General features: G+C 63.5%; 30 protein-coding genes. 9 read left to right on the forward strand and 21 right to left on the reverse strand.

What is annotated here, in order from left to right; translation table 11 throughout:
* Positions 1-30: 30 nt before the first annotated feature.
* Positions 31-1392 (forward strand): PLP-dependent aminotransferase family protein, encoded by a 1362-nt coding sequence (locus PRtIB026_RS22660; protein ID WP_244670967.1) that lies wholly within the window; start codon positions 31-33, stop codon positions 1390-1392.
* A gap of 126 nt (positions 1393-1518) precedes the next feature.
* Here the strand turns inward: PRtIB026_RS22660 and PRtIB026_RS22665 are convergent, their stop codons facing one another.
* Positions 1519-1776 carry a DUF2790 domain-containing protein gene (locus PRtIB026_RS22665; protein WP_028693053.1) on the reverse strand — a complete coding sequence of 86 codons (258 nt, stop codon included), beginning with the start codon at positions 1774-1776 and terminating at the stop codon, positions 1519-1521.
* 423 nt (positions 1777-2199) lie between these two features.
* Here PRtIB026_RS22665 and PRtIB026_RS22670 point away from each other — a divergent pair, with 423 nt between their 5' ends.
* Entirely contained in the window at positions 2200-2568 is a 369-nt protein-coding gene (locus PRtIB026_RS22670) for a GNAT family N-acetyltransferase (RefSeq protein ID WP_244670997.1), read from the forward strand.
* Here PRtIB026_RS22670 and def read toward each other — a convergent pair.
* The 3 genes from def to PRtIB026_RS22685 form a co-directional block, all read right to left on the reverse strand.
* Positions 2523-3059, reverse strand: a complete 537-nt coding sequence (def, locus tag PRtIB026_RS22675) for a peptide deformylase (RefSeq protein ID WP_186733041.1) — start codon at positions 3057-3059, stop codon at positions 2523-2525. The two genes, PRtIB026_RS22670 and def, sit on opposite strands and share 46 nt — an antisense overlap.
* Positions 3059-4015, reverse strand: a complete 957-nt coding sequence (locus tag PRtIB026_RS22680) for a YihY/virulence factor BrkB family protein (RefSeq protein WP_232857274.1) — start codon at positions 4013-4015, stop codon at positions 3059-3061. The genes def and PRtIB026_RS22680 overlap by 1 nt, the downstream gene beginning before the upstream one ends.
* Before the next feature lie 165 nt (positions 4016-4180).
* Positions 4181-4360: a CsbD family protein gene (locus PRtIB026_RS22685; protein WP_050706819.1), complete on the reverse strand. Its 180-nt coding sequence runs from the start codon at positions 4358-4360 to the stop codon at positions 4181-4183.
* Between the two features lie 212 nt (positions 4361-4572).
* On the opposite strand from PRtIB026_RS22685, the gene PRtIB026_RS22690 reads away from it, so the two are divergent.
* A complete protein-coding gene (locus tag PRtIB026_RS22690; protein WP_203651373.1) occupies positions 4573-4953 on the forward strand; it encodes a hypothetical protein in 381 nt (126 codons plus the stop codon).
* Here the strand turns inward: PRtIB026_RS22690 and PRtIB026_RS22695 are convergent, their stop codons facing one another.
* Positions 4954-5790 (reverse strand): S1 RNA-binding domain-containing protein, encoded by an 837-nt coding sequence (locus tag PRtIB026_RS22695; RefSeq protein ID WP_110739178.1) that lies wholly within the window; start codon positions 5788-5790, stop codon positions 4954-4956.
* 130 nt (positions 5791-5920) lie between these two features.
* On the opposite strand from PRtIB026_RS22695, the gene PRtIB026_RS22700 reads away from it, so the two are divergent.
* Entirely contained in the window at positions 5921-6781 is an 861-nt protein-coding gene (locus PRtIB026_RS22700; RefSeq protein ID WP_203651372.1) for a DUF6279 family lipoprotein, read from the forward strand.
* 170 nt (positions 6782-6951) lie between these two features.
* Here PRtIB026_RS22700 and aceK read toward each other — a convergent pair whose 3' ends face one another.
* Positions 6952-8667 (reverse strand): bifunctional isocitrate dehydrogenase kinase/phosphatase, encoded by a 1716-nt coding sequence (gene aceK / locus PRtIB026_RS22705; RefSeq protein ID WP_203651371.1) that lies wholly within the window; start codon positions 8665-8667, stop codon positions 6952-6954.
* A 224-nt stretch (positions 8668-8891) separates the two neighbouring features.
* On the opposite strand from aceK, the gene PRtIB026_RS22710 reads away from it, so the two are divergent.
* On the forward strand, positions 8892-9767 hold the full coding sequence (locus PRtIB026_RS22710; protein ID WP_110739181.1) for a DMT family transporter: 876 nt from the start codon (positions 8892-8894) through the stop codon (positions 9765-9767).
* Positions 9768-9806: 39 nt separating this feature from the next.
* Here the strand turns inward: PRtIB026_RS22710 and PRtIB026_RS22715 are convergent, their stop codons facing one another.
* The 3 genes from PRtIB026_RS22715 to cysK all read right to left on the reverse strand — a co-directional run bounded on the left by PRtIB026_RS22715 (position 9807) and on the right by cysK (position 13301).
* On the reverse strand, positions 9807-10688 hold the full coding sequence (locus PRtIB026_RS22715; protein WP_203651370.1) for a DMT family transporter: 882 nt from the start codon (positions 10686-10688) through the stop codon (positions 9807-9809).
* A 444-nt stretch (positions 10689-11132) separates the two neighbouring features.
* On the reverse strand, positions 11133-12068 hold the full coding sequence (locus tag PRtIB026_RS22720) for an aspartyl/asparaginyl beta-hydroxylase domain-containing protein (RefSeq protein ID WP_203651369.1): 936 nt from the start codon (positions 12066-12068) through the stop codon (positions 11133-11135).
* Between the two features lie 258 nt (positions 12069-12326).
* Positions 12327-13301, reverse strand: coding sequence for a cysteine synthase A (cysK, locus tag PRtIB026_RS22725; RefSeq protein WP_203651363.1), 975 nt, complete (start codon positions 13299-13301; stop codon positions 12327-12329).
* 336 nt (positions 13302-13637) lie between these two features.
* Here cysK and PRtIB026_RS22730 point away from each other — a divergent pair, with 336 nt between their 5' ends.
* Positions 13638-13931, forward strand: coding sequence for a hypothetical protein (locus tag PRtIB026_RS22730; RefSeq protein WP_203651362.1), 294 nt, complete (start codon positions 13638-13640; stop codon positions 13929-13931).
* A gap of 4 nt (positions 13932-13935) precedes the next feature.
* Here the strand turns inward: PRtIB026_RS22730 and PRtIB026_RS22735 are convergent, their stop codons facing one another.
* From PRtIB026_RS22735 to PRtIB026_RS22765, 7 genes are all read right to left on the reverse strand, one after another.
* Positions 13936-14934 carry a hypothetical protein gene (locus PRtIB026_RS22735; protein ID WP_069016980.1) on the reverse strand — a complete coding sequence of 333 codons (999 nt, stop codon included), beginning with the start codon at positions 14932-14934 and terminating at the stop codon, positions 13936-13938.
* Positions 14935-14993: 59 nt separating this feature from the next.
* Positions 14994-15287 (reverse strand): hypothetical protein, encoded by a 294-nt coding sequence (locus PRtIB026_RS22740; protein WP_069016984.1) that lies wholly within the window; start codon positions 15285-15287, stop codon positions 14994-14996.
* Positions 15284-15592, reverse strand: coding sequence for a hypothetical protein (locus tag PRtIB026_RS22745; protein ID WP_069016986.1), 309 nt, complete (start codon positions 15590-15592; stop codon positions 15284-15286). Before PRtIB026_RS22745 ends, PRtIB026_RS22740 begins: the two co-directional genes overlap by 4 nt.
* Positions 15593-15733: 141 nt before the next feature.
* Entirely contained in the window at positions 15734-16519 is a 786-nt protein-coding gene (locus tag PRtIB026_RS22750) for a hypothetical protein (protein WP_069016990.1), read from the reverse strand.
* Positions 16520-16580: 61 nt separating this feature from the next.
* The gene (locus PRtIB026_RS22755) at positions 16581-16922 is read right to left on the reverse strand and encodes a hypothetical protein (RefSeq protein WP_203651358.1); all 342 of its coding nucleotides are present in this window, start codon (positions 16920-16922) and stop codon (positions 16581-16583) included.
* A complete protein-coding gene (locus PRtIB026_RS22760) occupies positions 16922-17269 on the reverse strand; it encodes a hypothetical protein (RefSeq protein ID WP_203651355.1) in 348 nt (115 codons plus the stop codon). The genes PRtIB026_RS22755 and PRtIB026_RS22760 overlap by 1 nt, the downstream gene beginning before the upstream one ends.
* Before the next feature lie 449 nt (positions 17270-17718).
* A complete protein-coding gene (locus PRtIB026_RS22765) occupies positions 17719-18426 on the reverse strand; it encodes a recombinase family protein (protein WP_203651353.1) in 708 nt (235 codons plus the stop codon).
* 181 nt (positions 18427-18607) lie between these two features.
* Here PRtIB026_RS22765 and PRtIB026_RS22770 point away from each other — a divergent pair, with 181 nt between their 5' ends.
* Entirely contained in the window at positions 18608-18817 is a 210-nt protein-coding gene (locus tag PRtIB026_RS22770) for a YegP family protein (protein ID WP_203651350.1), read from the forward strand.
* 119 nt (positions 18818-18936) lie between these two features.
* Here the strand turns inward: PRtIB026_RS22770 and PRtIB026_RS22775 are convergent, their stop codons facing one another.
* The gene (locus PRtIB026_RS22775) at positions 18937-20412 is read right to left on the reverse strand and encodes a DUF6538 domain-containing protein (protein ID WP_069016999.1); all 1476 of its coding nucleotides are present in this window, start codon (positions 20410-20412) and stop codon (positions 18937-18939) included.
* A 339-nt stretch (positions 20413-20751) separates the two neighbouring features.
* Here PRtIB026_RS22775 and PRtIB026_RS22780 point away from each other — a divergent pair, with 339 nt between their 5' ends.
* Both PRtIB026_RS22780 and PRtIB026_RS22785 read left to right on the forward strand, forming a co-directional pair.
* Positions 20752-21597 (forward strand): AAA family ATPase, encoded by an 846-nt coding sequence (locus tag PRtIB026_RS22780; protein ID WP_011535085.1) that lies wholly within the window; start codon positions 20752-20754, stop codon positions 21595-21597.
* A 13-nt stretch (positions 21598-21610) separates the two neighbouring features.
* A complete protein-coding gene (locus PRtIB026_RS22785) occupies positions 21611-22789 on the forward strand; it encodes a vWA domain-containing protein (protein ID WP_050706827.1) in 1179 nt (392 codons plus the stop codon).
* 55 nt (positions 22790-22844) lie between these two features.
* Here PRtIB026_RS22785 and PRtIB026_RS22790 read toward each other — a convergent pair whose 3' ends face one another.
* The 4 genes from PRtIB026_RS22790 to PRtIB026_RS22805 all read right to left on the reverse strand — a co-directional run bounded on the left by PRtIB026_RS22790 (position 22845) and on the right by PRtIB026_RS22805 (position 26255).
* Entirely contained in the window at positions 22845-23684 is an 840-nt protein-coding gene (locus PRtIB026_RS22790; protein ID WP_267813025.1) for an RHS repeat-associated core domain-containing protein, read from the reverse strand.
* Between the two features lie 179 nt (positions 23685-23863).
* Positions 23864-24787, reverse strand: a complete 924-nt coding sequence (locus PRtIB026_RS22795; protein ID WP_203651347.1) for a biotin-dependent carboxyltransferase family protein — start codon at positions 24785-24787, stop codon at positions 23864-23866.
* Positions 24784-25479: a 5-oxoprolinase subunit PxpB gene (gene pxpB / locus PRtIB026_RS22800; RefSeq protein WP_203651345.1), complete on the reverse strand. Its 696-nt coding sequence runs from the start codon at positions 25477-25479 to the stop codon at positions 24784-24786. Before pxpB ends, PRtIB026_RS22795 begins: the two co-directional genes overlap by 4 nt.
* Positions 25476-26255, reverse strand: coding sequence for a 5-oxoprolinase subunit PxpA (locus tag PRtIB026_RS22805; RefSeq protein WP_198745408.1), 780 nt, complete (start codon positions 26253-26255; stop codon positions 25476-25478). The genes pxpB and PRtIB026_RS22805 overlap by 4 nt, the downstream gene beginning before the upstream one ends.
* Positions 26256-26261 lie beyond the last annotated feature (6 nt).

Raw genomic sequence — 26261 nt, forward strand, 5'->3', positions numbered from 1 at the left:
GGTCATTGTATGGGTCCAAACATATATTGCATGGGTAGCAATTTCGTGTGGATTCCCTCCCTGCCAGACAACGACCAGCCGCGCTACCTGGCGCTGGTCGAAGCCATTGCCGGCGCCATCGAACAGGGCGAGCTGAAAGCCGGCGAACGCCTGCCGCCCCAGCGTCGCCTGGCCTGGACGCTGGGCCTGAACCCAAGCACCACGCAACAGGCGTACCGCGAGGCTGCGGCGCGGCACCTGGTGTCCGGTGAAGTGGGGCGCGGCACCTACGTGCTGGCCAGCAGCAAGGAGGCGACACTATTCCGCCTCAAGCAGCCCGACCGCCAGCACCCGGTGATCGACCTGTCGACCAACGTGCCAGTGGCCGATCCGCACAATCTTGACCTCGAACACAGCCTGCGCAGACTGCTCGAACAGGGTGAAACCACCCTGCTCGACCATTACCTGGGGCCGGAGCAATTGTTACTGGGGCGGATCCAGGGCGCCCGCTGGCTGGCCAATCGCGGCCTGGACCTGAGGCCCAAGGAGGTGCTGCTCTGCGGTGGCGCCCAACAGGCCTTGATCCTGGTGCTGCAGTCACTGTGCCAGGCAGGCGAGCCGGTGATGGTCGAAGCGTTGACCGCCCCGGGCATCAAGGCGGCCTGTCGACAGCTGCGCCTGCCGGTGCAGGGGGTGGCTCTGGATGAACAGGGTTTGCGCCCGGACGAACTGGACCGCGTCGTGCGGGCCAGTGGCGCGCGGGTACTGGTGACCACCCCGACCCTGCACAACCCGACCGGGGCCTGCATGGGCGAGGCCCGGCGCCAGGCGCTGGCGGCAGTCGCCAGGCGCCACGACTTGCTGGTGATCGAGGATGACGTGTACGGCGCCTTGACCGACCGGCCGCCACTCTACCCTTTGCTCGAAGGCCGCGGCGTGCTGATCAGCAGCTTGTCCAAGACCGTGGCCGCCGGCCTGCGCCTGGGCTGGATCGTGGCCCGGCCAGCGTTGCTGGAGCAGATCGACCCCTATGCCCAGGCCACCCATTGGTCGGTGTCGCCATTGAACCTGCACATCGCTTGCCAGTGGATTTCGGACGGGACCGCCGCACGGCGACTGGCCTGGCAGCGGGAGGAGCTGGCCGAGCGCTGGCGCCTGGCGCGGGCGTTGCTGGGTAATGCACTGCAGGTGGACGGCGTGCCTTCGCCCCATGCCTGGCTGACCACGTCTGCAGAAGCCGAGACGCTGGTTGCCCGGTGTCGGGCGCAAGGAGTGGAGATCGTGCCGGCCAGTGTGTTCGCGGTGGGCACGGAGCGTGTGCGGGCAGTGCGGGTCAGCCTGTCGGCGGCGCACAGCCGCGCGCAGTTGAAGCAGGGGCTGGAGCTCGTCCGGGATTTACACCTGCCCCTGTAGGAGCGGCCTTGTGCCGCGAAAGGGCTGCGCAGCAGCCCCAGATTTCAGTGTTGGCGCAAAGATCGCCGGGGCCGCTTTGCGGCCCTTTCGCGGCACAAGGCCGCTCCTACAGGGATTGTGCGCGGCTCAGTTCAGCCGGCAACCCTCACCCAGGGCACGGTACTGAAGGGTGTGCACCTGTCCCTGATGGTCCTCGTAGGTCATGGTGGCGGGCACCACTTCACAGACGTTGGGAATCGTCGACAGGCTGATCACGCGCTTGATGTCGAGGTTGGTGGAATAGTCGTACTGCTCGACCACGGGTTGGGTGTCTGCGGTCTTGACCTGGTCCGCGAAGGCGAGCGAGGACATACCGACCAATGCAAGAATCAGTAAGGCTTTCATGGATAACGACCTTGATGGCTATCAAGCTGATCGCGTGACTTCTGATGCCGTCAATGGCGCGGAGAAGTTGTCATCGACTGCGAAGATGACACGAAGTACCGATCCCGCTTTATCGTACTGCCGGGGGGATGAGTGAAAGTCTACTCCGCAGTCAGAATAGTTGAACCCCTGGGTCGGTTATTCACCCTTGCCGGATTTGCAACAATCTGCGACAAAGCGCAGCCATGAATTTTGCCTGCTCGGGCCCAATCGCGGGACAAGCCCGCTCCCACAGGTTTGCGTCGATCCTGTAGGAGCGGGCTTGTCCCGCGATTGGGCCGCATAGCGGCCCCGAGAGCCAGCATGCCGGCCCTGATCTACGCCCGACTGCCACCAATCCAGCGCCGCCTGCTGGAGCAGTTCTATCGCCAGCACGGCTCGCGCATGCGCGCCGCCGGTGATGGCGAGCAGTGGGTGGCGCGCAGCGGTGACATCGTCGGCGGGATGAACCTGTCACCCGTAGACGGCGGCTACTGGCTGACCGGCCTGTTCGTCGCCCCACAATGGCGTGGCCAGAAGATCGCTTCACAGATGCTGGAGGCCGCGCTGGCCGACAGCACCTGCGCGACCTGGCTGTTCTGCCATCCGGACCTGACGCCCTTCTACCAGCGCCTGGCCTTCACGCCCGCCACCACACTGCCCGAAGCCCTGGCCTCGCGCCTGGCCCGTTACCAGCGCAGCAAGCCCTTGGTGGCGCTGGTGCGGGATCAGTCGTCGGCCACATCGAGCCCGGGGAACAGCACGTCGGTGTAGCCGAACTTGCTGAAGTCCTGGATGCGTGAGGGGTACAACCGGCCGATCAGGTGATCGCACTCATGCTGCACCACCCGCGCATGAAAGCCATCGGCAAAGCGGTTGATCGGGTTGCCCTGGGGGTCGATGCCCGAATAGCTGATGTGCTTGTAGCGCGGCACCACGCCGCGCAGGCCCGGCACCGACAGGCAGCCTTCCCAGCCGTCCTCGACTTCCGTGGCCAGCGGCGTGATCACCGGGTTGAGCAGGATGGTCCGCGGCACCGGCTCGGCGTCCGGGTAGCGCTCGCTGCGCTCGAAGCCGAAGATCACCAGTTGCAGGTCGATGCCGATCTGCGGCGCGGCCAGGCCTACCCCACCGACATGGGCCATGGTCTCGAACATGTCGTCGATCAGTTGCTTGAGCTCGGGGCTGCCGAGCATATGCTCCGGCACCGGCGGGGCGATGCGCAGCAGGCGTTCGTCGCCCATCTTGAGAATGTCGCGGATCATCAGGTATTCGGCTCGCGGGTCTGGGGTTCGGGTGTCACCGGGTGCTCATGCCCGAGCACGGTGATGCTCTGTTGCGGATTGTCCTGGGCGAACTCCTTTTCGCCGGGGTTCTTGCCCTCAGCGGACATGTGCTCGATCACCGCGTTCATCTCGGCCCCCAGCAGCAGCACCGCGGCGGAGATGTAGAAATACAGCAGCAGCACGATAATCGCCCCGATACTGCCATACATGGCGTTGTAGTCGGCGAAGGTCTTCACGTAGTAGGCAAAACCCAGCGACGCGACGATCCACACCACTACCGCCAGCACCGAGCCCGGGGTGATGAAGCGGAATTTCTGCTTCACATCGGGCATCACGTAGTAGATCAGCGCCACCGCCACCATCATCAGGATGATGATCGCCGGCCAGCGCAGGATGGTCCAGACGACCACCACCGCCTCTTCCAGACCCACCTGGGAGGCGATCCACTCCATGACCTGCGGCCCCAGTACCATCAGCGCGGCGGCCGCCAGGAGCATGCCGGCGACGCCGACGGTATAGATGATCGACAGCGGGATACGCTTCCACACCGGTCGCCCTTCAGGCACGTCGTAGGCGGCGTTCATCGCGCTCATCATCAGGCGCACGCCGGCCGAGGCGGTCCACAGGGCGATCACGATACCCACCGACAGCAGTCCGCCCTTGGACTGCTGCAACTGGTCGATCACCGGGTTGACCTGCTCCAGGGCCTGGGGCGGCAGCACCAGCTCGGACTGCAGGCGCAGCCAGGAGAAGAAGTCCGGCAGGTGCAGGAAACCGATCAGGGCAATCAGGAACAGCAGGAACGGAAACAGCGAGAACAGCATCTGGTAGGCCAGCGCGGAGGCATAGGTGGACATCTCGTCGTCGAGGAACTCCTTGACGGTGCGCACCAGCACGCGGTGCAGGGGCAGGCCGCGCAGGTCGGGGAAAATCATAGCGTCTCCTTTCGCCGCTTGATCGGGTTGGCAATGCAACAAGTCTAATAGACCAGGCGGCGAGCGTGCTGTTCGCTGGCGCGTTGCCGAACGCACAAAGCAATCGCGGGGCAAGCCCACTCCCACCGCGTGAGAGCGCACTGCCCCGCGACTATGCCACTGCGATCAAGGTTTCTTCACGGCATCCTTGACCTTGCCCACGGCCTGCTGCGCCTCGCCCTTCAACTCCTGGGCCTTGCCCTCGGCGCGCAGCCTGTCGTTGTCGGTCACCTTGCCGACGCCCTGCTTGATGTTGCCCACGGCCTCGTTGGCCAGGCCTTTCGCTTTATCCTTGGTGCCGCTCATGGGATGTCTCCTTGCCGGAAAGACACGGGAAATCGTGTCGACACCTGATCGACCCACGGCCGCTCGCAGGAGTTTCAATTAGTTTGCCTGGTCCCAGCCCAACGGCCTCGCGTTTTCCCCGTGGGAGCAGCGGCGTGCCGATGCGACTTGCCCCGCGATGAGCCCACCCGCACAATATCAGGCCAATCTAGCGTCAACCCGCAGGAACCTGCATGAAACTCGACAAACCCACCGCCATCGCTCGCCGCAACGAAGCACTGACCCGGCCGGTGCTCAACCGCGACAACACCATGTTCGCCATCCTCGACAAGAAGCGCAACCTGTGGTGGTTCGAGGTGCCGGTGGCGCTGCTGCGCAAAGGCCAGCCAGACTGGGTCAACCTGCTGCTGCACACCCCGGAAACCGATGAACTGCAGCACCTGAAGGTACCGACCAACTTCCTGCGCGCTCACCAGGAGCAGATGGAAGTGCGCAACGCCGGTAAACGCCGCTCGACCATCAGCCTGGCCCTGAGCGCCGACCGCGACTCGCTGCTGCGCGACAGCCGCCCGGGTGGCGAGCAGCTGGACTTCAGCACCTTCGTGCAGGCCTGATCAGGCCCGCTCGATGCGATCGTCATGGATGACGATCCGGCCCTGCTTGAACAGTGCGCCGATAGCTTTCTTGAAGTTGCCCTTGCTGACATTGAACATCTGGCTGATCAGCGCCGGATCGCTCTTGTCGCACACCGCCAGCACGCCGCCATTGGCTTCAAGGCGCTGCATGATCTGCTCGGACAAGCCGTCGGCCAGGGCCTGGCCCACCGGCTGCAGGCTCAGGGCGATCTTGCCATCGGCGCGCACTTCCTTGATGAAGCCCTTCTCGTGCATGCCCGAACGCAGGAACTTGAACACTTCGTTCTTGTGGATCAGGCCCCAGTGGCGGTTGTTGATGATTGCCTTGAAGCCCATCGGCGTCTCGCCGGCCACCAGCAGCTCGACCGGCTGGCCGACCTGGTAGTCCACCGGGGTGCGGTCCAGGTAACGGTCCAGCTTGGCGGTGGCGGTGATGCGCCGGGTGCGTTTGTCCAGGTAGGCGTGGACCACGCAGTAGTCACCGATCTTCAGTGGCCGGGACTCTTCCGAGTAGGGCATCAGCAGGTCCTTGGACAGGCCCCAGTCGAGGAAGATGCCCGCGCCGTTGATGTCCTTGACCTTGAGGCTGGCGAACTCGCCCACCTGCATCTTCGGCTTCTCGGTGGTGGCGATCAGCTGGTCCTCGCTGTCGAGGTAGATGAACACGTTGAGCCAGTCGTCCAGCTCGAGTTCGGCATCCTTGGGGAAGTAGCGCCGTGGCAGGAGGATCTCGCCGTCGGCACCGCCGTCCAGGTACAGGCCGAATTCCACGTGTTTCACGATTTGCAAACTGTTGTAACGCCCAAGCAGAGCCATTTCCGAAGATCCTCAAGACAAGGCGGCTATTCTAACACTTGACCCGCCCGTCCGCCCGAGCGCGCATGCGCCGGAACCCTCGGGCCCACCTTGCGTCCACCGCCTGGCCAGCCTGTGCAAGGATTCGCTCATGCCCCGACGCCTGCCCCAAACCCTGCTGCTCGTCATTGGCTTCGCCCTGGCCCTTGTGGCCTGCAGCCGCATCGACCTGGCCTACCGCAACCTTGACCGCCTGGTGCCCTGGTCGCTGGACGACTACCTGGACATGAACCGCGAGCAGAAACAGCTGCTCGACGAACGGCTCAGAGAACAACTGGCCTGGCACTGCAAGACGCAGCTGCCCGGCTACCTCGACTGGCTCGACCGGGTGCGGCTGATGGTGGCCGAAGACGCAGTCACCGACCAGGCCCTGGAGCAACGCACCCTCGAAGCCCGCCAGGCCATCGGCCGGGTGGCCACGGCGATCACCCCCTCGGCCACCGAACTGCTGCGCGGGATGAGCGACACCCAGGTCGCCGAGATGCGCCTGGCGTTTCGCGCCGACATCGACAAGCGCCGCAAAACCTATGACGAAACCCCGCTGCCCAAACAGATCGAACAACGCGCCGCACGCATGCAGAAGCGCCTGGAACCCTGGCTGGGTGAACTCAGCGCCCAGCAACGCTTGCGGGTGATGAGCTGGTCCCAGGCCCTGGGCGACCAGAACCGCCAGTCGATCGCCAATCGCGCGCACTGGCAGCAGCAGCTGGTGCTGGCAATGGACCAGCGCGCCACGCCCGGCTTCGAACCGCGCCTGGCGCAACTGCTGCAGCGCAAGGAAAGTTTGTGGACGGCGGAGTACCGCCAGGCCTATGAGAACAGTGAACAGCAGGCGCGCAGCCTGCTGGTCGACTTGATGAAGCAAAGCAGCCTTGCGCAGAAGCAGTTCCTGCAGCAGCGCCTGGGCAAGGTGCGGGCGGATTTCAGTGAGCTCAAGTGCCTGAGAGGTTGAAGTTAGCTGGGCTGCTCAAGCCATACCCCCCATGTAGGAGCGGCCTTGTGCCGCGAAAGGGCTGCAAAGCAGCCCCAGGATTTCAGCTTCGCAGCGAAAATGCCGGGGCCGCGTTGCGGCCCTTTCGCGGCACAAGGCCGCTCCTACAGGGTTACATGTTTGGGCGCCATTCAGCGCCCCTTGCGCCGATACGGAAAAACATCGATCACCTTCCCCGCGCGGATCGCCTCCTGCAGCCCTTTCCAGTAATCGGCGTCATACAACTCGCCATGCAGTCGGCTGAACAAGCGGCGCTGGCCGATATCGGCGAACAGGAACGGTGGAAACTCCTCGGGGAACACGTCGTGCGGCCCGATCGAGTACCACGGTTCGCCCGACATCTCGTCCTCGGGGTAGCGCGGCGGCGGGATATGGCGGAAGTTGACCTCGGTGAGGTAGCTGATCTCGTCGTAATCGTAGAACACCACCCGGCCATGGCGAGTAACGCCGAAGTTCTTCAGCAGCATGTCACCGGGGAAGATGTTGGCCGCCGCCAGCTGCTTGATCGCCAGCCCGTAGTCCTCCAGCGCTTCCAGCACCTGGGCTTCGCTGGCCTGTTCAAGGTAGAGATTGAGCGGGGTCATGCGTCGCTCGGTCCAGCAGTGACGAATGAGTACCGTGTCCCCCTCCAGCGCCACGGTGGAGGGCGCCACTTCCAGCAGCTCGGCAAGGCAGTCGGGGTCGAACTTGGCGCGGGGGAAGCGAAAATCGGCGAACTCCTGGGTGTCGGCCATGCGTCCGACGCGATCCACGCTCTTCACCAGGCGATATTTCTCAATCACCGTGGCGCGATCAACAGTCTTGGACGGCGAGAAACGGTCCTTGATGATCTTGAAGACCGTGTTGAAGCCCGGCAGGGTGAACACGCTCATCACCATCCCGCGCACCCCCGGCGCCATGATGAAGCGGTCGTCGCTGTTGGCCAGGTGGTTGATCAGTGCGCGGTAGAACTCCGACTTGCCGTGTTTGTAGAAGCCGATCGAGGTGTACAGCTCGGCGATGTGCTTGCCCGGCAGGATGCGCTTGAGGAAGTTGACGAACTCCGCCGGCACCGGCACATCGACCATGAAGTACGAACGGGTGAAGGAGAAGATGATCGACACCTCCGCCTCATCGGTGATCAGCGTATCGGCCTCGATGCCATGGCCTTCGCGGTGCAGCAGCGGGATCACCAGCGGCCACTGCTCGTCGGGGGTGTACAGGCGCCCGACCAGGTAGGCGCCCTTGTTGCGGTAGAGCACCGGGGTGAACAGCTCCACTGCCAGCGCCGGGTCCTTGCACACCCAGTCGGGCAGGCATTCACGCAGCTGGTCCTGCAACCGCGACAGGTCGCCCTCCAGGTCCCCGTAGGGCACGTTGAAGCGGTAATCGGCGAAGATTGCCCGCAACAGCCCCTTCAGTCCACCGTCCAGCGCATAGGTGCGGGTCTGCGCCGCGCGCTCGTGGCCGCGCATGGACGGGCGAGTGGTGTGGATGAACATGCAGCCGTCGCTGATCTGGTCATGGCTGAACAGGCTGCAGAACAGCGAGTTGTACCAGGTCTCGGACAGCTCATCGTCCAGCCGCGGGTCGATCAGGCGGATGTAGGCGTTCTTCACCAATGGCCACTGCTCGACGTCCAGCAGTTGGGAGGTCTCGAAGCCTTGGCGCAGCCAGCCGTTGACCTCGGCGACCTTCTCTTCATAGAGGTTGATCCGCGCCGCCGCGGCACGCTGGATGTCCTGCCAGCGCGCCTGCTCGAAACGCTCGCGGGCACCGAGGGTGATGCGGCGAAAATGCTCGCGGTAGTCGTCGAAGCCATCGAGGATCATCCGGGCGATGTCGGCGGCGGGCCAGGGTTGGGTCATGCGCGGGATCTCATGGCAAGTTGAGTTAGATAGCTTAGTCGTCCGTAAGCGGCTCGCAGGCAGTGTGGACCTTATCGCGGTGCAAGCCCGCTCCCACGCCGCCAGTGTTCCACACGTGGGAGCGGGCTTGCCCCGCGATAAGGCTTACACAGCAAGAAAGCACAAGAATCCCGCTTGCCCACTGACGTACACTCGCGCCCCTGCCCCACCGCCGGAGACCACCCGTGAGCCCCATCGCCCTTGCCCGTCTGTTGACCCTTGCCGCCGTCTGGGGTGCCAGCTTCCTGTTCATGCGCATCATCGCTCCCGAGCTCGGCACCGTGCCGACCGCCTTTTTCCGCGTGTCGATCGCCTGCCTGGGGCTGATCGCCATCCTCGCCGCCGCCCGGGTGCGCTGGAATTTCGAGGGCAAGCTGGGTGCCTGCCTGGTGCTGGGCATGATCAACTCCGGCATTCCGGCCACGTTCTATTCCGTGGCGGCGCAGGTGCTGCCGGCGGGCTACTCGGCGATCTTCAACGCCACCACGCCACTGATGGGCGTGCTGATCGGCACCTTGTTCTTCCGCGAGGCGATGACCCTGCCCAAGCTCTGCGGGATCTTCCTCGGCCTGTTCGGCGTAGGCATCCTCAGCGGCGCCGGCCCGGTGGCGCTGGACATGGCCCTGGTACAAGGCGCCCTGGCGTGCCTGGCGGCGACCACCTGCTACGGTTTCGCGGGTTTCCTCGCGCGGCGCTGGGTGGGAACGCTGGACAGCCGTCTGTCTGCCCTGGGCAGCATGCTCGGCGCCACCCTGCTGCTGAGCCCGCTGTTCGCCTGGAGCGCGCTGACCCAGCCGCCTGCCAGCTGGGGCGGCTGGCAGGTATGGCTGTCGCTCTTGGGCCTGGGGCTACTGTGCACGGCGTTCGCCTACATCTTGTACTTCCGCCTGCTGAACGAAATCGGGCCGGTCAAGGCCAGCACCGTGACCTTCCTGATCCCGGTGTTCGGCGTACTGTGGGGGGCGTGGCTGCTGGATGAGCCGCTGTCGATGGCGCACCTGTACGGCGGCCTGCTGATCGCCGCGGCGCTCTGGCTGGTGCTGCGCCCTGCACGGTCGTGATGTGGGAGCGGGCTTGCCCCGCTCCCAGCATTTCTTTACTCAGGCCTCGGCCGCGCGCAACGCCGGCTTGCGGAACACGAACAGCAACCCGACCACGATCAACCCCATTCCCAGCAGGCTGAGCGGCGCCAGGCGGTTACCGAAAATGGCGAAGTCCATCACCGCCGTCACCGCCGGCACCAGGTAGAACAGGCTGGTGACATTGACCAGGTTGCCACGGGCGATCAGCCGGTACAGCAGCAGCGTGGCCAGCAGCGAAACCACTAGCCCCATCCACAGCAGCGCGCCGACGAAGCTGGCGTTCCACTCGACCTGCAGCGGCTGGAACGGCGCGAACAGCGCGCACAGGGCAAAACCGGCCAGGTACTGCAGCGGCAAGGTGCCCATCGGGTTGTCGGTGATGCGCTTCTGCAGGATCGAGCCGAAGGTCATGCTGGCCAACGCCAGCAGGGCGAACAGCATGCCCGTCAGGGATACCCCGCCAAGGTTGATGCCCTGGTAGACCACCATCACCAGGCCGCCAAGCCCCAGGCCCAGGCCGAACAGCCGGCTCCAGGAGCGTTGGCGCTCCATCAGCACCACGGTAAGGATCGGTTGCACGCCCATGACCGTGGCCATGACGCCGGGGGTGACATGGGTATTGAGTGCCAGCAGGTAGAAGATCTGGTAGGCGCCCAGCAACACGCAGCCGGTCCCCAAAGCGCGAACAATGCCGCCCCGGGTACGTGGCCAGCGCAAGCCGAGCAGCGGTCCGATCAACAACAGACCGAAAAGCGCCAGGGCCGAGCGCAGCAGCAGGAAGGCGAAGGGACTGGCCTGGGCCAGGCCGAGCTTGGAAACGATCGCCCCGCTGCTCCACAGCAGGACGAACAGGCTGGTGGTGGCCGCCGAGGCCACGGATGCTTTGTTGAAAACAGACATGTATTGCCACCTGTATACGGGCAAATGAGCCGTACGGAGGGCCTATCGCGTCTTGCGGGGATAGCCGACCGTGTTCAGTAGGTTGCGAGTGCGGTGGGGAGCGGCCTGCGGCCGATCAGCCCAGCACCACGACTGCGCAAGGAGGCGGAGCTACGCCGCCTACGACGCCACTGACAGGTGGTGGGTAGTGACTGATCATGGCCGGCTGCTGGCTGCCACGCACGACCACGCCCGCGACAGGCGCGAGAACGTAAGCGGTGGTGGAAGGGATGGCGGGCATGAACAGGTCTTCTGGAAAGTGAATGGACTGGACTATAGCGGTGGATTCTTCGCGGGTAAACCCGCTCCCACAAGTATCTCGCTGGATTAGCTGCCATGGAGTACCTGTGGGAGCGGGTGTACCCGCGAAAAGGCCGGACCTGCCCGGGAAGATGCCTGCCCCGATCAGAACAGCCAGCGGTACAGCGCATAGGCGACGACAACCGCCAGCACCGGCCGCAGCACGCGGTAGGCCTTGGGGTTGGCGCGCTTGAACTGCTTGACCCGGGTGCTGATGACATTGCTGAAGCGCTTGCTCCAGGCGTAGGCCTGGTTGATCCCGCCGACGCGCTCGTCATCGGTGTTCTGCGGCGCAGTGGCGCGGCCGAGGAAGGCGCTGACCTTGCGGTTGATGCGGGTCATCAGCGGGCTGTTGAGCGGGCGCTCGACGTCGCAGAACAGGATCACGCGGGTGACCTCGGTCTCATTCTTGACCCAGTGCACGAAGGTCTCGTCGAACATCACGTCCTCGCCGTCACGCCAGGCGTAGGGTTGGCCATCGACGTAGATGCGGCAGTTGTCCGAGTTCGGCGTGGACAGGCCCAGGTGGTAACGCAGGGAGCCGGCGAACGGGTCACGGTGCGGGTTCAGGTGGCTGCCACCGGGCAGCAAGGCAAACATCGCGCCCTTGACGTTGGGGATGCTGCTGACCAGTTCGACAGTCTTCGGGCACAGCGCCTCGGCCGAAGGCAGCGGCTTGTCGTACCACTTCAGGTAGAAACGCTTCCAGCCTTTCTTGAAGAACGAACCGAAGCCGGCGTCGTTGTCTTTCTCGGCAGCACGGATGTAACCCTCGTCGAACAGGCGCATGGCCTCTTCGCGGATCACTTCCCAGTTGTCCTTGAGCACGTCCAGCTCGGGGAAGCGCTGGCGGTCCAGGTAGGGCTTGGAAGGCACGCCGGAGAACAGGTACATCAGGCTGTTGTAGGGGGCGAACAGCGCCGAATGGTTGACGAACTGGCGCAACACCGGCAGGCGTGCCTTGCCGCGCAGGTGCACGAACAGCACGCTGGCGAAGAACACCAGCAGGACACCTGCCTTGGCGACGAAGGAAAAGGTCATGCAACACTCCTTGGAGGGGAAATCTGGCCATCCCCAGATAGCCGGACATCATAAACCCATCCGGGCCGGGTAAAAACAACCGGTGCCGGATCGCAGTGTCAAGGATTGTGCAATAAACGGGAGAGACCGACATTGCGCCGGATCAGCGGTGGCCCGTATATCCCGGGCCCCATTCGCGGCACAAGGCCGCTCCTACAGGCAATCGCGTCCTTGTAGGAGCGGCCTTGTGCCGCGATGGGCTGCGCAGCAGCCCCAGACTTACTGCTGGTTCTCCTGCTCGGTGAACATGTCGCTGAACAGCATGCTCGACAGGTAGCGCTCGCCCGAGTCCGGCAGGATCACCACGATGGTCTTGCCCTGCATCTCCGGTTTCTCGGCCAGGCGCACCGCCGCCGCCATCGCCGCGCCACAGGAAATGCCGCAGAGGATGCCCTCCTCCTGCATCAGGCGGATGGCCATGGCCTTGGACTCGTCCTCGGTGACGGTCTCGACCTGGTCGACGATCGACAGGTCGAGGTTCTTCGGCACGAAACCGGCACCGATGCCCTGGATCTTGTGCGGGCTGGGCTTGAGTTCCTCACCGGCCAGGGTCTGGCTGATCAGCGGCGAGTTCACCGGCTCCACAGCCACCGACAGGATCGGCTTGCCCTGGGTGTGCTTGATGTAGCGCGACACCCCGGTGATGGTGCCGCCGGTGCCGACCCCGGCCACCAGCACGTCAACCGCGCCATCAGTGTCGTTCCAGATTTCCGGGCCGGTGGTCTTCTCATGAATGGCCGGGTTGGCCGGGTTGTCGAACTGGCCCGGCAGAAAGTGTTTGGCAGGGTCGGAAGCAACGATTTCGTTAGCCTTCTCGATGGCCCCCTTCATGCCCTTGGCCTTGTCCGTCAGCACCAGCTCGGCGCCCAGAGCCTTTAACACCTTGCGCCGCTCCAGGCTCATCGAGTCCGGCATGGTCAGCACCAAGCGGTAGCCACGGGCGGCGGCAACGAAGGCCAGGCCGATGCCGGTGTTGCCCGAGGTGGGCTCGACGATGGTCATGCCTGGCTTGAGCTTACCGCTGTCCTCGGCGTCCCAGATCATGCTCGCGCCGATCCGGCACTTCACCGAATAACCCGGGTTGCGCCCCTCGATCTTGGCCAGGATGGTCACTCCGCGCGGGGCGATGCGGTTGATCTGCACCAGCGGCGTGTTGCCGATGGAATGTGCGTTGTCGGCGTAGATACGGCTCATGGCAGGGGTCCTTGAATGCAGGGCTGGCAGGTGGACCTAAAAGGGTAAGCCTGCCGGGGTGGGGCGTAAAGCCCGCTCTGTTACCGGGGGTGACGGACCATTCAGGGACTAACAAGTGAATTTTGCACAAAGCCTTTAAATACGGGGCTTCCAGGCTTACCGAAACGCATGCTGTGGGCATGGGGCCGAAGCGTGTGCCCCACGTGAACGCAAACCCTACCAAGCATTGGTGGCGGTAAGCTATGACAGACCCAGACTTCTCGCCAATACTTCCCGCACGGGAATTTGGCGAGGTGGCGAATGGGCTGGATAGCATCGTTTAAAGCAGGACGCGCAATGACCAAATTGGCGAATCTGCTAGAGGAAGTGAACCGGAACAAGACACCGACCGGGAGCTACTTACCACCTGCAAGGCTGGCGGATATCGAGCGGGAGGCGCGCAACTGCATGTTCACGCTGCGCACCTTCCCACGCCATGTAGTCACCGAGAACTTGCTCAAGAATATCCGCATTGCTTCCCGGCTCGGTGATCAACCACGAATGCAGGCCTACGCGGATATGCTCAATGGTCTGGTAGAGGAAGGTATCGCACTCGACTTGGATACCTTCGAGAAGTCCTACACCCGCTGAGCAATCAGCCGATGCTAGCTGCAAAGGCATTCAGGCCACCGCCATGTACTACGCGGCGGCTACGGTCCAGGGAGCTATTGCCCACGGCGGCCTCTTGGAAGCGATGCGGTGTGCGAGCCAGACGCTCGCCTACCTCCGCCTGCAACTGCTCCATGGCATCCGGGCTCACCGCCACCAGGACACTGTGTGGCAGAACGACACGGCCACCTTGGGTTTCGGCCTCACGATAGAGGACGGCACCACGGGTGCTCACCTTCACCAGCGACGTACCGGCACGGAACGAAAGGTCCGCAGCGGACAGGCCAGCACCGGGCAAGGTGGCCGGGATGATCTCGATCCCCGCCAGCGCCACCAGTACTTCCAGGTCGGTCAGCACCAGTTCAGCGGGATCAACGCCAGCGGCAAGAAGTACCATCAGGCCACGACCGGCGGCCATGACAGGCAGGTCGGCGGCACCAGCGGTGTTCAGTTTCTCGCGGGCCACGAGGTCCAGCGCGGTTGCGGCCATGGTCTTGTTACCGGCGCCAGCGGCATCCTGCACCACGTCATCGCCCAGCACACCACGAACGCTCAGCACAGCCAGAAGGTCAGCCAGCCAGGCCTGGACCGCCTCAGCCTGGCGGGCAGCGTGTTCGTCGCTGGATCGAAGGTAGTGGGCCTGCTGCCCCCGGTATTGCTGCATCGCGGCGTCATAGTCCAGAGCGGCGGGTAGGTCAGCCAGCGGCATGCCGGAACGCGCAGCCTGTGCGAGCACAGCGCCCAACTCCCTTGCCACGTCATCCGCGCCAGTACGTTTGCCTTCGGCTCGGGCCGGGTCGATGAAGTGTTCAGCCATACTACTGAGCCCGGCCTTCACGTCAGCATAGTTGCTGGGGACAGCGGGCGCGGCCAAATCCGGCACGTCGATACGGTCCAGGGTAATGGCGGTTCGGAGGGCGCCAAGCAAGGCTTGGGTGCGCGACGATACGGTTGCATTGATGACTTGATTGTTGGGTTTGCTCATTGTGTTCTCTCCGGTGCGGGTTCGTGTATTAGGTCTGGATTTGGATTGGGTGCAGGCAGTCAGGTATTGATGCCGAGCGAGGAGCCTGGGTGCTGGCGGCGAGTGCTTGCGGCGTTGCTGCCTGCTCCAACCTCAAGGGTGTACTGTTCGACAGATGCACGGGCTTGGGCCGACTGCGCGCTGGCCAGCGCAGCTTCGCGGGCTTGCCTCAACTGGTAGGCCGACATCGACAGGCTCGCCAAGTCGGCTTCGGTCAGGCCACCTTGCCGCCTGGCCTGTACTTCGGTACTGGCTACCTCCGCATTGGGCGTGTGCTGCACCGATTGGATCATTTGGATCAGTTGGTGGATCATGCGGCCACCGCTGGCGAGCGCTTCCACCTGCCGCGCTGGTTGATATCGTTGCCCTCAAGCTGGAGCTGGGCGCGTGTGCAAAGCAGCCAGGCAATCGCCTGAGCCCTCTCCCCGAACGGGAACTCCTTTTGATACAGCACACCGTTGCGCTGAACGTGGGCCACCCAGGTCAGGCGTTTAGTCAGCGACATGCCGCGCACCTTGTCGCGGGTCATCATGCTCAGGACGACGGCCAAAGCCTTGTGGTCGAGGGTCATACTGGCGGTGGGATCTTCCTTCACAATCCGGGTATAGCGGGTGGTCATGGTGTTCTCCTTGAATCGCGCCCACGGCTGCGCCTGAGCGTCCTTGGCTCATCGGCTAGGCGGTGGGTAGGTTTGCTGGTGGGTGCGCTGAAACGCGCTATATGGGCCTGTGGCGGCCTTAGTGAGCTGGTCGTTTATTAATCAGATGCAGAGGTGGGCCAGTTCGGAATCATCTTGGGCCACTTCGGGTACTGCCCCCCCTGGAACCCGCATGGATACTGGGCGGGCCATTTGCTGCACTATAGTAATGGGATGGCTCGCGAGGTGGTTCACGATGGCGGCGGTACGGTCCAGGCGCTGGCCGAGGGGCTCATTGCTGAAACCGGGAATCGCCATACAACGTAGTTCATGCATAACCGACTGGTGCGGCACGCCTGGGAAGCTCTGAGCAAACGCCAAGGCGGCATGCTCAATGGCTTCAAAGACAGATTGAGCAGCGTCCAGCATGGCGCGGTGGCTGCCTCGTGGATCATGGGCAGCAATCCAGGCAGGCACGAACAGGGCAGTTTGCCCACGGCCCTTGGCCTTGCGCTTCACGTCGGCACGCAGGCTACGGTGCTCGGGCTCCTGCATGCTCAACGAGCCGTCAGCAGCTACGCCAAACAGCGCCGTTAGGATGTCTGCGTACTCATGGTATCGGACGCCCTCGGGGCGGGTGGCCAGGGCCAGGATAGCGTCTACAGCATCGGTACGTTTCATGGTCGGGGCTACCTCTTGCGAAGTCCAGAAAGCGGTTGGGTCGGCAGTGGCGCTCATATCCAGCGGTGCGGGCAACTGCGCCAGCACCGCAACACGGCGGCGGCTAATGCCCAGCTCTGCGGCTACCTGGCGTTGGCTTTTGAGCGGCAACAGGGCGTGCACGGCATACAGCAGGTGAGTCGTTTCAATGGCGGCAGCAAAGCGCGCCGGGATTCGTGCGGTGGTCATACGGTCCTCGCATATCGTGCCGAAGGTTTCAGGCAGTAGCCCTCCGTCGCATCGGCGTGTATCAGGTTGGGGAATCGGGATCGGCCAAGCCATATTCAGCAAGAAGTGCTGCGCGGCTGGCTGGTTCATGCTGGATTGCTAATGCAGGGCCAACGGGTTGGCTGGCTGGCGGACGTTTGAACTGTTCGCGAAGGCGCTCCAACTCTGCGGCGGTATCAATCTCCCGAGCCGCCTTTGTCGCCTCGATCAGCTTTAACAACGACACACTCGCCGAAATCGTGGCAGCGTCCACTGGGTAACCTTCTGCCTTCGCATCTGCGTATCGTTTCTTGGTGCCTTCAATCGTCTCGGCGAGCAGCTCAAGACCCAGCCTGTCGAGGTCAATCTTCTTTCTACGGGCCATCAGGACTTACTCCGCTCGGCATCTTGGAGCACGATGAGTAGGGTCGTTTCGACACGAGCGGACTGCCGCACTTGCTCAGGCGATAGGTTGATCGCCCAGGTTCTGTGCTGCGTGCCAAGTAGGTACTCGCGCACGTTGGTGCCATTGATGTTTCGGACGAACAGACCAGCCTCATCGCGCAGCCACTGCACAGCACGGAGCAGACTTGACGCTGGAAGGTCGGGCAGATGCTTGCGCAGCACAGCGGTGGTAACCGGTGCATTTTGGGTTGCCAAACGGCGCATAACCTCGACGATACGGGCAGCGGCCAAGGGCTTGCGGCCTCGCCGCTTATACAGATCGGACACGGTGAATCCTCCTTAACAGGATGCTGGTCGCGTTATTCAAAAAGGGAAACGCCAAGAGCGGCGCGGTGTGCAGGGTGTTGCTATCGAACCTATCCAAGAAGACAACGAGCCCCGTTCGGTATCTCAGAAATCGCCAAAGGTGGGCTCGTATGCCCTGGCCGTTGCATGGCCGGGCGGACAACGACGAAGTTCGATACAGGGTAAAAGTGTGAGACCTGCTGGGGCGGCGGGCCTCACAAACACGTAGGTGTAACGTACAACACCGGTCGATAGGGTTGGCGTGTGCCTATCTGTCTTCTGAGAATGTGACAGTTTCCGGGAACGATCCCCAGGAATAGCCAAAGGCCCATGGCGCAAGGGCTGGCGGCAGGTGGTCCAGGAAGGGCCAGGAGAGGCCGCCAGGCGCGAGGCCCGCGCGGATCAGGCCGAGAGTGCAGGACGGCACCAGCTCACGGGAAGGCAATCCCCAGGCGCTCGACCAGGCGCTTAACCTGCATCGGATTGAACTCAGCCCCACGGGCAGTGCGATGCCCCTTGGCATTCAGCCAAGCGGCCATGGCTGCCAATGTGCGGCAGCCATCGAACATCCCAGCTTTGACGTGGGAGGCCATGCTCTCGGCCCAGCGATCAGCCTTTGCCTTAACCGCATCTACAGCAGCGGCTTGCCCCGCCATCTGGCCCGCTACGCGCCCCATAGAGCGGCGTTCTACCTTGGCCTGGGCATCAGCGTCCCCTCCATCGGCACGCGCTTTGAGAGACGCCAGAGCTGCCTTAGTGCGCTGGCTGATGAACGTGCGTTCCTGCTCCGCCAGGGCGGCATAGATATGCAACTGGAACTTATCCGCCTGAGGCATCGTCGCCACCTTGAAATCGGCCACCTTCATCAGCCCCGCAATATCTGCAACATCGCGGCTCAGGCGGTCCAGCTTAGCCACCACCAACACGGCGCCTGTCCGCCTGCACAGCTCCAGCGCCTTGGCGCACTGCTCCCGGTCGGCAGGGCTGATAGTGCCGCTGGCGTGATCCTCGAAGCTGGCGATCACTTCCCACCCCTCACTCTCGGCAGCAGCCTGGACGTACTCTCGTTGTGCCTCCAGGCCCAGACCGGAGCGCCCTTGCTTCTCAGTGGACACGCGGTAGTAGGCGACGACATGCATGCTGGTGACTCCTTGCTGGGGGGCTTGGAATCAGTATTAACATACCATTGTCGTTCGTCAATGGATTGTTATGATCGGTGACAAGGGTTTGTTAAATGCCCTTCCATGACTGGCGACAGTAGACAGGAGCCATGGCCAATTGCTAGCGTCAGCACTCCTAATCGCAAATGGAGAGTCACCGATGGCCGACGTTGCGTACTTCAAGATATACAAGGATGCTGCAAAGGAATGGCGTTGGAAGTTTGTCGCAAAGAACTCCAAGACCATTGCCGTTAGCTCTGAGAGCTACCAAAACCTAACGGATTGCGAGCACGCTATCAGCTTGCTCAAAGAGCAGGGACCGAATGCGCCCGTCATTGGGGACGACGACTACGACCGTCTGCGCAAGTAGTATTGAGCAGGGCCCGTTGCATTCCCCGCTCGGGCCACTCCCCACCCGGCTGCGAAAGCCCCATGGGGGATTCTGGACGCGCTCGGGTCAGACCCTCCCCTCGCGCAACCACAACAAATTTAGGCCGCAGGGCTTTCGAGTTCGGCGCCATGCTCCAGCAGCTCGCGGACTTGTGCCAGCAATGCCCTAGGCCGGTGTAGCGGTGCCTTGCCGCCGTATATGCTGGTCGCCTTGCTGCCCTTGGCCGTATGCCCGAGGACTCCACCCACCTCGTCCGGCGTAGCGCCAGCAGCCCGGAGCAGGTCCGCGCAAGTGTGTCGAAGACTGTAGAGCGAGAGCTTGCCGGACCTGCCGCGCAGGGCAATTCGCATCGCGTCCCCTAGTCGTTTGACCCTAGCCCTAGCGCGCTTCGCATCCGCCGCGCCTCGGTCGCCCAGTACCAACCGGAACAACTCCGCGTCATCGGCATGCACCGGCAGGCTCCGCCGACTGGCGCTGTTCTTGGCACCGGACAAGCCAGCGTGAAACACCAGCTCTTTGTTGTGCAGAATGTCTTCCCGGATGACCAGCGCCTCGGGACCTTCCTGCAACAACTCCAGCGGTCGCAAGCCGTAGCGCACGAGTAACCGGGCGGCGGCGGCATCCACGGCATCGCCGCGCGCATCGAAGGCTTGCAGTACATCACTCACTACCGCCAATGGCATCGAGTCCCTAGCGTCGGCTTGGAGCTGGCCACCTTGGCGAACGGCACGAGCTACAGCGCCGTTACGCGGCAGGGCAACGCGTTCCCAGCCCGGCAGCTCCCGCAGCACAGTGATGAGCCCAGCGGCTTGGTTGTGCACGCTACTCGCCTTGCCACCCGCGCTCAGTCGCTCCTCCGCAAACTGCATGATCCGTTGTACCTGTTCATCCTGCGTGGATGGCCAGCGCAGCACCTTTGCCGCCAGCGAGCGCACGATGCCTGCACGGCCTTCACTGACCCTGGAACAATACCCGTCCAGGGCCCCGGCGAACTCCCCAGCTGTACGCGTATCCGGGCTGCTAGCGGGGGCGCCAGGGGCCGCGTTCGCGGGCCTCTCTGGTGCGCTGGGGGGTTGGCTCAGGCTCGGCACCTCTCCCCTCTCCAGGCTCTCAAGGGCGCGCAGTGCGGCCAAAGCTTCGGCAGGATTGTAGTCAGCAGCGCCGGGGTGTTTCCCCTCTGCAATTGCCTGGAGCGCGGCCTTGCGCCACACCATCTCTGCCGCCCAGGTCGGGGCCTGCCGTTGGCTCGGTTCCAGGGCTTCGATAGCCGACCGGGTAGCAACGTCTACAACGCCCCGTAGGCGCTCTAGAATGCGCTCTGCCGTGACCCTTGGGGCAGGTTCACCCTGCGCCTGCGTCGCCCCTGTACCGCCACCGCAGGCGCTCCCCGCCAGGGCTTCGGCGCAGGTCCGGTCGAACTCCACCGATACCATACGGGCAAGCTGTAGTGCCTCCTTGCGGTCGGCAGTACCCAGCGCCTTGCGGAACTCCGCTCTGCCCACAATGGCAGCGACATCAGCGGGGAACCGCCGACGATAGAAGTAGCGACAGTCGCGGCGGGTGACGTAGGACATGCTGTCTCCAATGGTGCACGTGTCCCCGGCGCGTGCTCGGGGCTGATGGTGAGATTTGGCTGTACGTGCCCCAACGCCCACTGCCCTGGAACCCTTGGGCGGCGTGCACTGTAGCAAAATTCAGTAGTCGAATTGTGGACCATCACTCAGGGACTGAATACCCGGTCTGCGTTTGCAGGCGACGGGTGCGGGGTTATAGTCGCTGACACATCAATAAACATGCGTTGGCTGCACCGCCCTCATCGCGGGACAAGCCCGCTCCCACAGGTTGCGCTCAAATCCTGTGGGAGCGGGCTTGCCCCGCGATGAGTCGGGCCCAGCCACCCAGAGGATCGGTTCATGAAGTTCGAAGGCACCCGCGACTACGTCGCCACAGACGACCTGAAGCTGGCGGTCAACGCGGCCATCACCCTGGAGCGCCCGCTGCTGGTCAAGGGCGAGCCGGGCACCGGCAAGACCATGCTCGCCGAGCAGCTCGCCGCCTCCTTCGGCGCCCGCCTGATCACCTGGCATATCAAGTCCACCACCAAGGCTCACCAGGGCCTGTACGAGTACGACGCGGTCAGCCGCCTGCGCGACTCGCAGCTGGGCGTGGACAAGGTCCACGACGTGCGCAACTACCTGAAGAAGGGCAAGCTGTGGGAGGCCTTCGAGGCCGACGAGCGGGTGATCCTGCTGATCGACGAAATCGACAAGGCCGACATCGAGTTCCCCAACGACCTGTTGCAGGAACTCGACAAGATGGAGTTCTACGTCTACGAGATCGACGAGACCATCAAGGCCAAGCAACGCCCGATCATCATCATCACTTCCAACAACGAGAAGGAACTGCCCGACGCCTTCCTGCGCCGCTGCTTCTTCCACTACATCGCCTTCCCCGACCGCGCCACCCTGCAGCAGATCGTCGACGTGCACTACCCGAATATCAGCCAGTCGCTGGTCAGCGAGGCACTGGACGTGTTCTTCGACGTGCGCAAGGTCCCGGGCCTGAAGAAAAAACCGTCCACCTCCGAGCTGGTCGACTGGCTCAAGCTGCTGATGGCCGACAACATCGGTGAGGCCGTGCTGCGCGAACGCGACCCGACCAAGGCCATCCCGCCGCTGGCCGGTGCCCTGGTCAAGAACGAGCAGGACGTGCAACTGCTCGAGCGCCTGGCCTTCATGAGCCGGCGCGGCAACCGCTGACAGGAGCCGGGCCATGCTGCTCAACCTGTTCAATGAAATGCGCGCGGCCAAGGTACCGGTGTCGGTGCGCGAGCTGCTCGACCTGCACCATGCCCTGCAGAAGGGCGTGGTGTTCGCCGACATGGACGCCTTCTACTACTTGGCCCGGGCCATCCTGGTGAAGGACGAGCGCCATTTCGACAAGTTCGACCGCGCATTCGCCGCCTACTTCAAGGGCTTGGAAAACCTCGACCGGCATATCGAGGCCCTGATTCCCGACGACTGGCTGCGCAAGGAGTTCGAGCGCTCGCTGACTGACGAGGAACGGGCGCAGATCCAGTCCCTGGGCGGCCTGGACAAGCTGATCGAGGAGTTCAAGAAACGCCTTGAGGAGCAGAAGGAGCGCCACGCCGGGGGCAACAAGTGGATCGGCACCGGCGGCACCAGCCCGTTCGGCTCCGGCGGCTTCAACCCCGAGGGCATCCGCGTCGGCGAGGCCGGCAAGCGTCAGGGCAAGGCGGTGAAGGTGTGGGACCAGCGCGAGTACAAGAACCTCGACGACCAGGTCGAGCTGGGCACGCGCAACATCAAGCTGGCCCTGCGCCGCCTGCGCAAGTTCGCCCGCGAAGGCGCCGCCGAGGAGCTGGATATCGACGGCACCATCGACCACACCGCCCGTGACGCAGGCCTGCTGAACATCCAGATGCGCCCCGAGCGACGCAACACGGTCAAGCTGCTGTTGCTGTTCGACATCGGCGGTTCGATGGACGCCCACGTGAAGGTCTGCGAGGAACTGTTCTCGGCCTGCAAGACCGAGTTCAAGCACCTGGAGTACTACTACTTCCACAACTTCATCTACGAGTCGGTGTGGAAGAACAACCTGCGCCGGACTTCCGAGCGCTTCTCCACCTTCGACCTGCTGCACAAGTACGGTGACGACTACAAGGTGGTGTTCGTCGGCGACGCGGCCATGGCGCCCTACGAGATCACCCAGCCGGGTGGCAGCGTCGAGCACTGGAACGAAGAGGCCGGGTATGTGTGGATGCAGCGCTTCATGGAGAAGTTCAGGAAGATCATCTGGATCAACCCGTATCCGAAGCAGGCCTGGGAATACACCGCTTCGACCCATCTGGTGCGGGACCTGATCGAGGACAGGATGTTTCCGCTGACCTTGCAGGGGTTGGAGGACGGGATGCGTTACCTGTCCAAGTAAGGGGGCGCTGCGCTAGCCACTGGAAGTGGTAGCACCCCCTTTCTAACTTAAAAGCTCAAGGCCCTGCTCGCCTCATTAAACTGTTGAACTCACTGGCATACCAGTCGTTGGCAATAATATCCTTTCCCGCCCTAAGAGACTCCAGTCTCAGCTCAAGTACGGCCTGGACTTTTTCCCCAGGGTTCAGGTCGTTGACCGTGCTCTCCTCCAGCGACACATGCCCTGCCCTCTGAGACGAATCCTTGAGTTGATTAGCTAGCGAAGCCAGGACCTTTGCATCCTCAGCTGCGATGCCATAAGGCCCTTGTTTCTTGAGATTGATTGGCTTTCCAGATTTAACAGCAGCATTGCCTCTCACTACCAAATCAAGTGCAGTTTCAGTAAGGTGAATGAGGACATTTTTTGTCTGTCCCGGAAATTTATCCAGTAAGTTATGAAAATAACCTATACCCACCTGCTCGACTACTGCCCCTACATTACCTCGTTTGAAGCTCCCCTTCAGTCGGTACGGATCAACAGTTTCAGCCATACCCAGATTTCTGAACGGAGTTAACGTCCCCGCATTAAAAAGGGTTCTTTGCGCCTTTGAATTGATTGCATGAGCCCACTTCACCGGCAAAAGCCCTCGGCCGGAGGGGTCGACGTTATTTATCGGATCCCCACCACAATAGGCATAAGCATTGATCCCCCCCTTGCCGAATGGACTCATCTCATCCGCAGATGAAAAACGCAACAAGGAAGGGCTGTACAAACGGTACCCGTTACCCAGCAGGTAACCCTCGGTATCTACGTCCCAATACTCTCCATTGAACGCAAGAAAAGCTGCCTCCCCGGCATCTGCGCAGTAGCCGTACGCACTGTATGCAGGCTGCCTAGCTGCTGGCTGGCCAGCCATTATCGAGCGGGACCTGTCGACAGCTAACAGCTCAATCTTGCATCGCGCAGCCATCGGCTGCCTCCCGTTCCGATCACACCTGAGTGGTATTGGTAAATGCTGACAAGAGGCCCAGGGAGCTACAACTGACAAAACTACCAGTTACCTGAAAGCAATCCTTGCCGCTGTCAACTCAGCGATTACCGCCAGCGCTCGCTATAAGCTTTCAGCTCGGTCCATGCCAGATCCTGCACCACTGCCCGAAACCGCACCGCACTCCCCGGCATGCACTGCGCCAGCTGCGCCAGCGCCAACGGCGTCAACGCCCCCAGGCGCGGATATCCACCGATCGTCTGCCGGTCATTGAGCAACACGATCGGCTGTCCATCCGGCGGCACCTGCACGGCGCCGAGGGGGATCCCCTCGGAGATCATCGGCGCGCCCTGGTAGACCAGTTGTGGCCCGAGCAGGCGAATGCCCATGCGGTCGGCACGGCTGTCCAGCGTCCAGTCACGGTTGAACACCTCGAACAGGCTGATGCCGCTGAAGTCACCGATCTGCGCGCCCATCACCAGGTCCAATACCGGTTTCTCGGCATACACCGGCCGCAGCGTTTCGGGCACGTGGGAGCGGGCTACTTCCGCGATGGATCCAGCAGCATGCAGTACCTCCCCTTTCACCAACGCCCGGCCCTGGCCATCTACCCCGCCCAGCTCTTCCCGTACCACGGTGGCGCAACTCCCCAGCACCGACTCCCCCACGAACCCGTCCGGCACCGCCAGGTAAGCACGTACGCCCTGACGAGGCTGACGCAGCGTCAGGCGCTGGCCCTTGCCCAGGTTGAAACTGGTCCAGGGCGCCACGGCCTGTCCGTCGACCTGCGCATCCAGGTCGGCCCCGGCCAGCGCCAGCACGCAGTCCTGCTCGGCAACCACGCTGAAGCCGCCAAGCGCGATCTCCACCACGGCGCTGTCCAGGGCATTGCCCAACAGCCAGTTGGCCCAGCGCATCGCCACCCAGTCCAGCGCGCCACCCTGGGTCACGCCCAGGTGCCGCACACCGAAACGCCCGGCATCCTGCAACAGACACAGCGCGGTGCTGGCCTCGACTCGCAACTGGCTCATGCCTGGGCCTCCAGCGGGCTGTCGTCACCGCCCAGGTTGATGAATTCGGCCCGCTCGACGGCCACGAAACGCACCCGATCGCCAGGTTGCAGCAGGCTGTAGCCCTCGCGCTCGCGGTCGAACAGGCGCACCGGCGTGCGACCGATCAGGTTCCAGCCGCCCGGCGACACGGCGGGATAGGCGGCAGTCTGGCGTTCGGCGATGCCGACGCTGCCCGCTGCCACGCGCTTGCGCGGGGTGCTCAGGCGCGGCGTGGCCAGGCGTTCGTCGACCAGGCCCATGAAGCCGAAGCCCGGCGCGAAACCCAGGGCGAACACCGGGTAGTCGCGAGCACAATGCAGGCGGATCACCTCGGCCTCGCTCATCCCGCCGCGCGCGGCCAGCACCGGCAGCTCGGGGCCGACACTGGCGTGGTACCACACCGGGATCTCGTGCCGACGCCCGGCCTGGCCGGCATCCGGCCGCAGGCCCTCCAGCGCGTGCTGGATACGCTGGCGCGCCTCGCCCGGCGCCAGGTCGAACTGCACCATCAGCGTGGTGTAGGACGGCACCAGGTCGATCAACTGTTGGCCGAAAGCCTCCCGCAAGCGCTGGCTGGCGGCGAGGATCCACGGCATGTTGCCTTCATCGATGGCATCGAACAGCCGCACCATCAGGCTGTCGATGGCCACCACCTCGATACGTGGCGTCATGCTTGCTCCAGTGCATCCAGGGCCTGGCGGATCTGGCGCACGGCGGCCACCGAGCCGTCGTTGTCGCCGTGCACGCACAGGGTGCTGGCGTTCAAGCGCACGTCGCTGCCGTCGTCAGCCACCAGGGCCTCGCCCTTGGCCAGGCGCAAGGCCTGCTCGACCACCAGCGCCGGATCGTGGTGCACCGCGTTCGGCAGGCGCCGCGACATCAGGTGCCCGCTGGCGGTGTAGCCACGGTCGGCGAAGGCCTCGAACCACAGCGGTACGCCGACTTCATCGCCCAGGGCCTGGGCGGCGCTGTCGTCGGCGGTGGCCATGAGCATCAGCGGCAGACCGCTGTCGAACGCCGCCACCGCTTCGAGCACGGTGCGCAGGATGTCCGGGTTGGCCATCATGTCGTTGTACAGCGCGCCGTGGGGCTTGACGTAGGCCACCCGGCCGCCGAGCACCCGGCAGATGCCGTCCAGGGCACCGATCTGGTAGTGCAGCAGGTCGCGTATCTCGTCGCTGCTGCATGCCATGGAGCGGCGGCCGAAGCCCATCAGGTCCGGGTAGGCCGGGTGCGCGCCGATGGCCACCCGGTGCTCCAGGGCCAGGGCCACGGTGCGACGCATGGTGCCCGGGTCGCCGGCGTGGTAGCCGCAGGCGATGTTGGCGCAGTCGATGAATGGCATGACCTTGGCGTCCTGGCCCATGCGCCAGTTGCCGAAGCTCTCGCCCATGTCGCAATTGAGTAGCAGGCGTTTCACCTGGCGGACCTCCGTATCAATGTTCATGGTGCC

Source organism: Pseudomonas sp. RtIB026 (genome assembly GCF_016861355.2).
In the GTDB taxonomy this organism is placed as follows: Bacteria; Pseudomonadota; Gammaproteobacteria; order Pseudomonadales; family Pseudomonadaceae; genus Aquipseudomonas; species Aquipseudomonas peradeniyensis.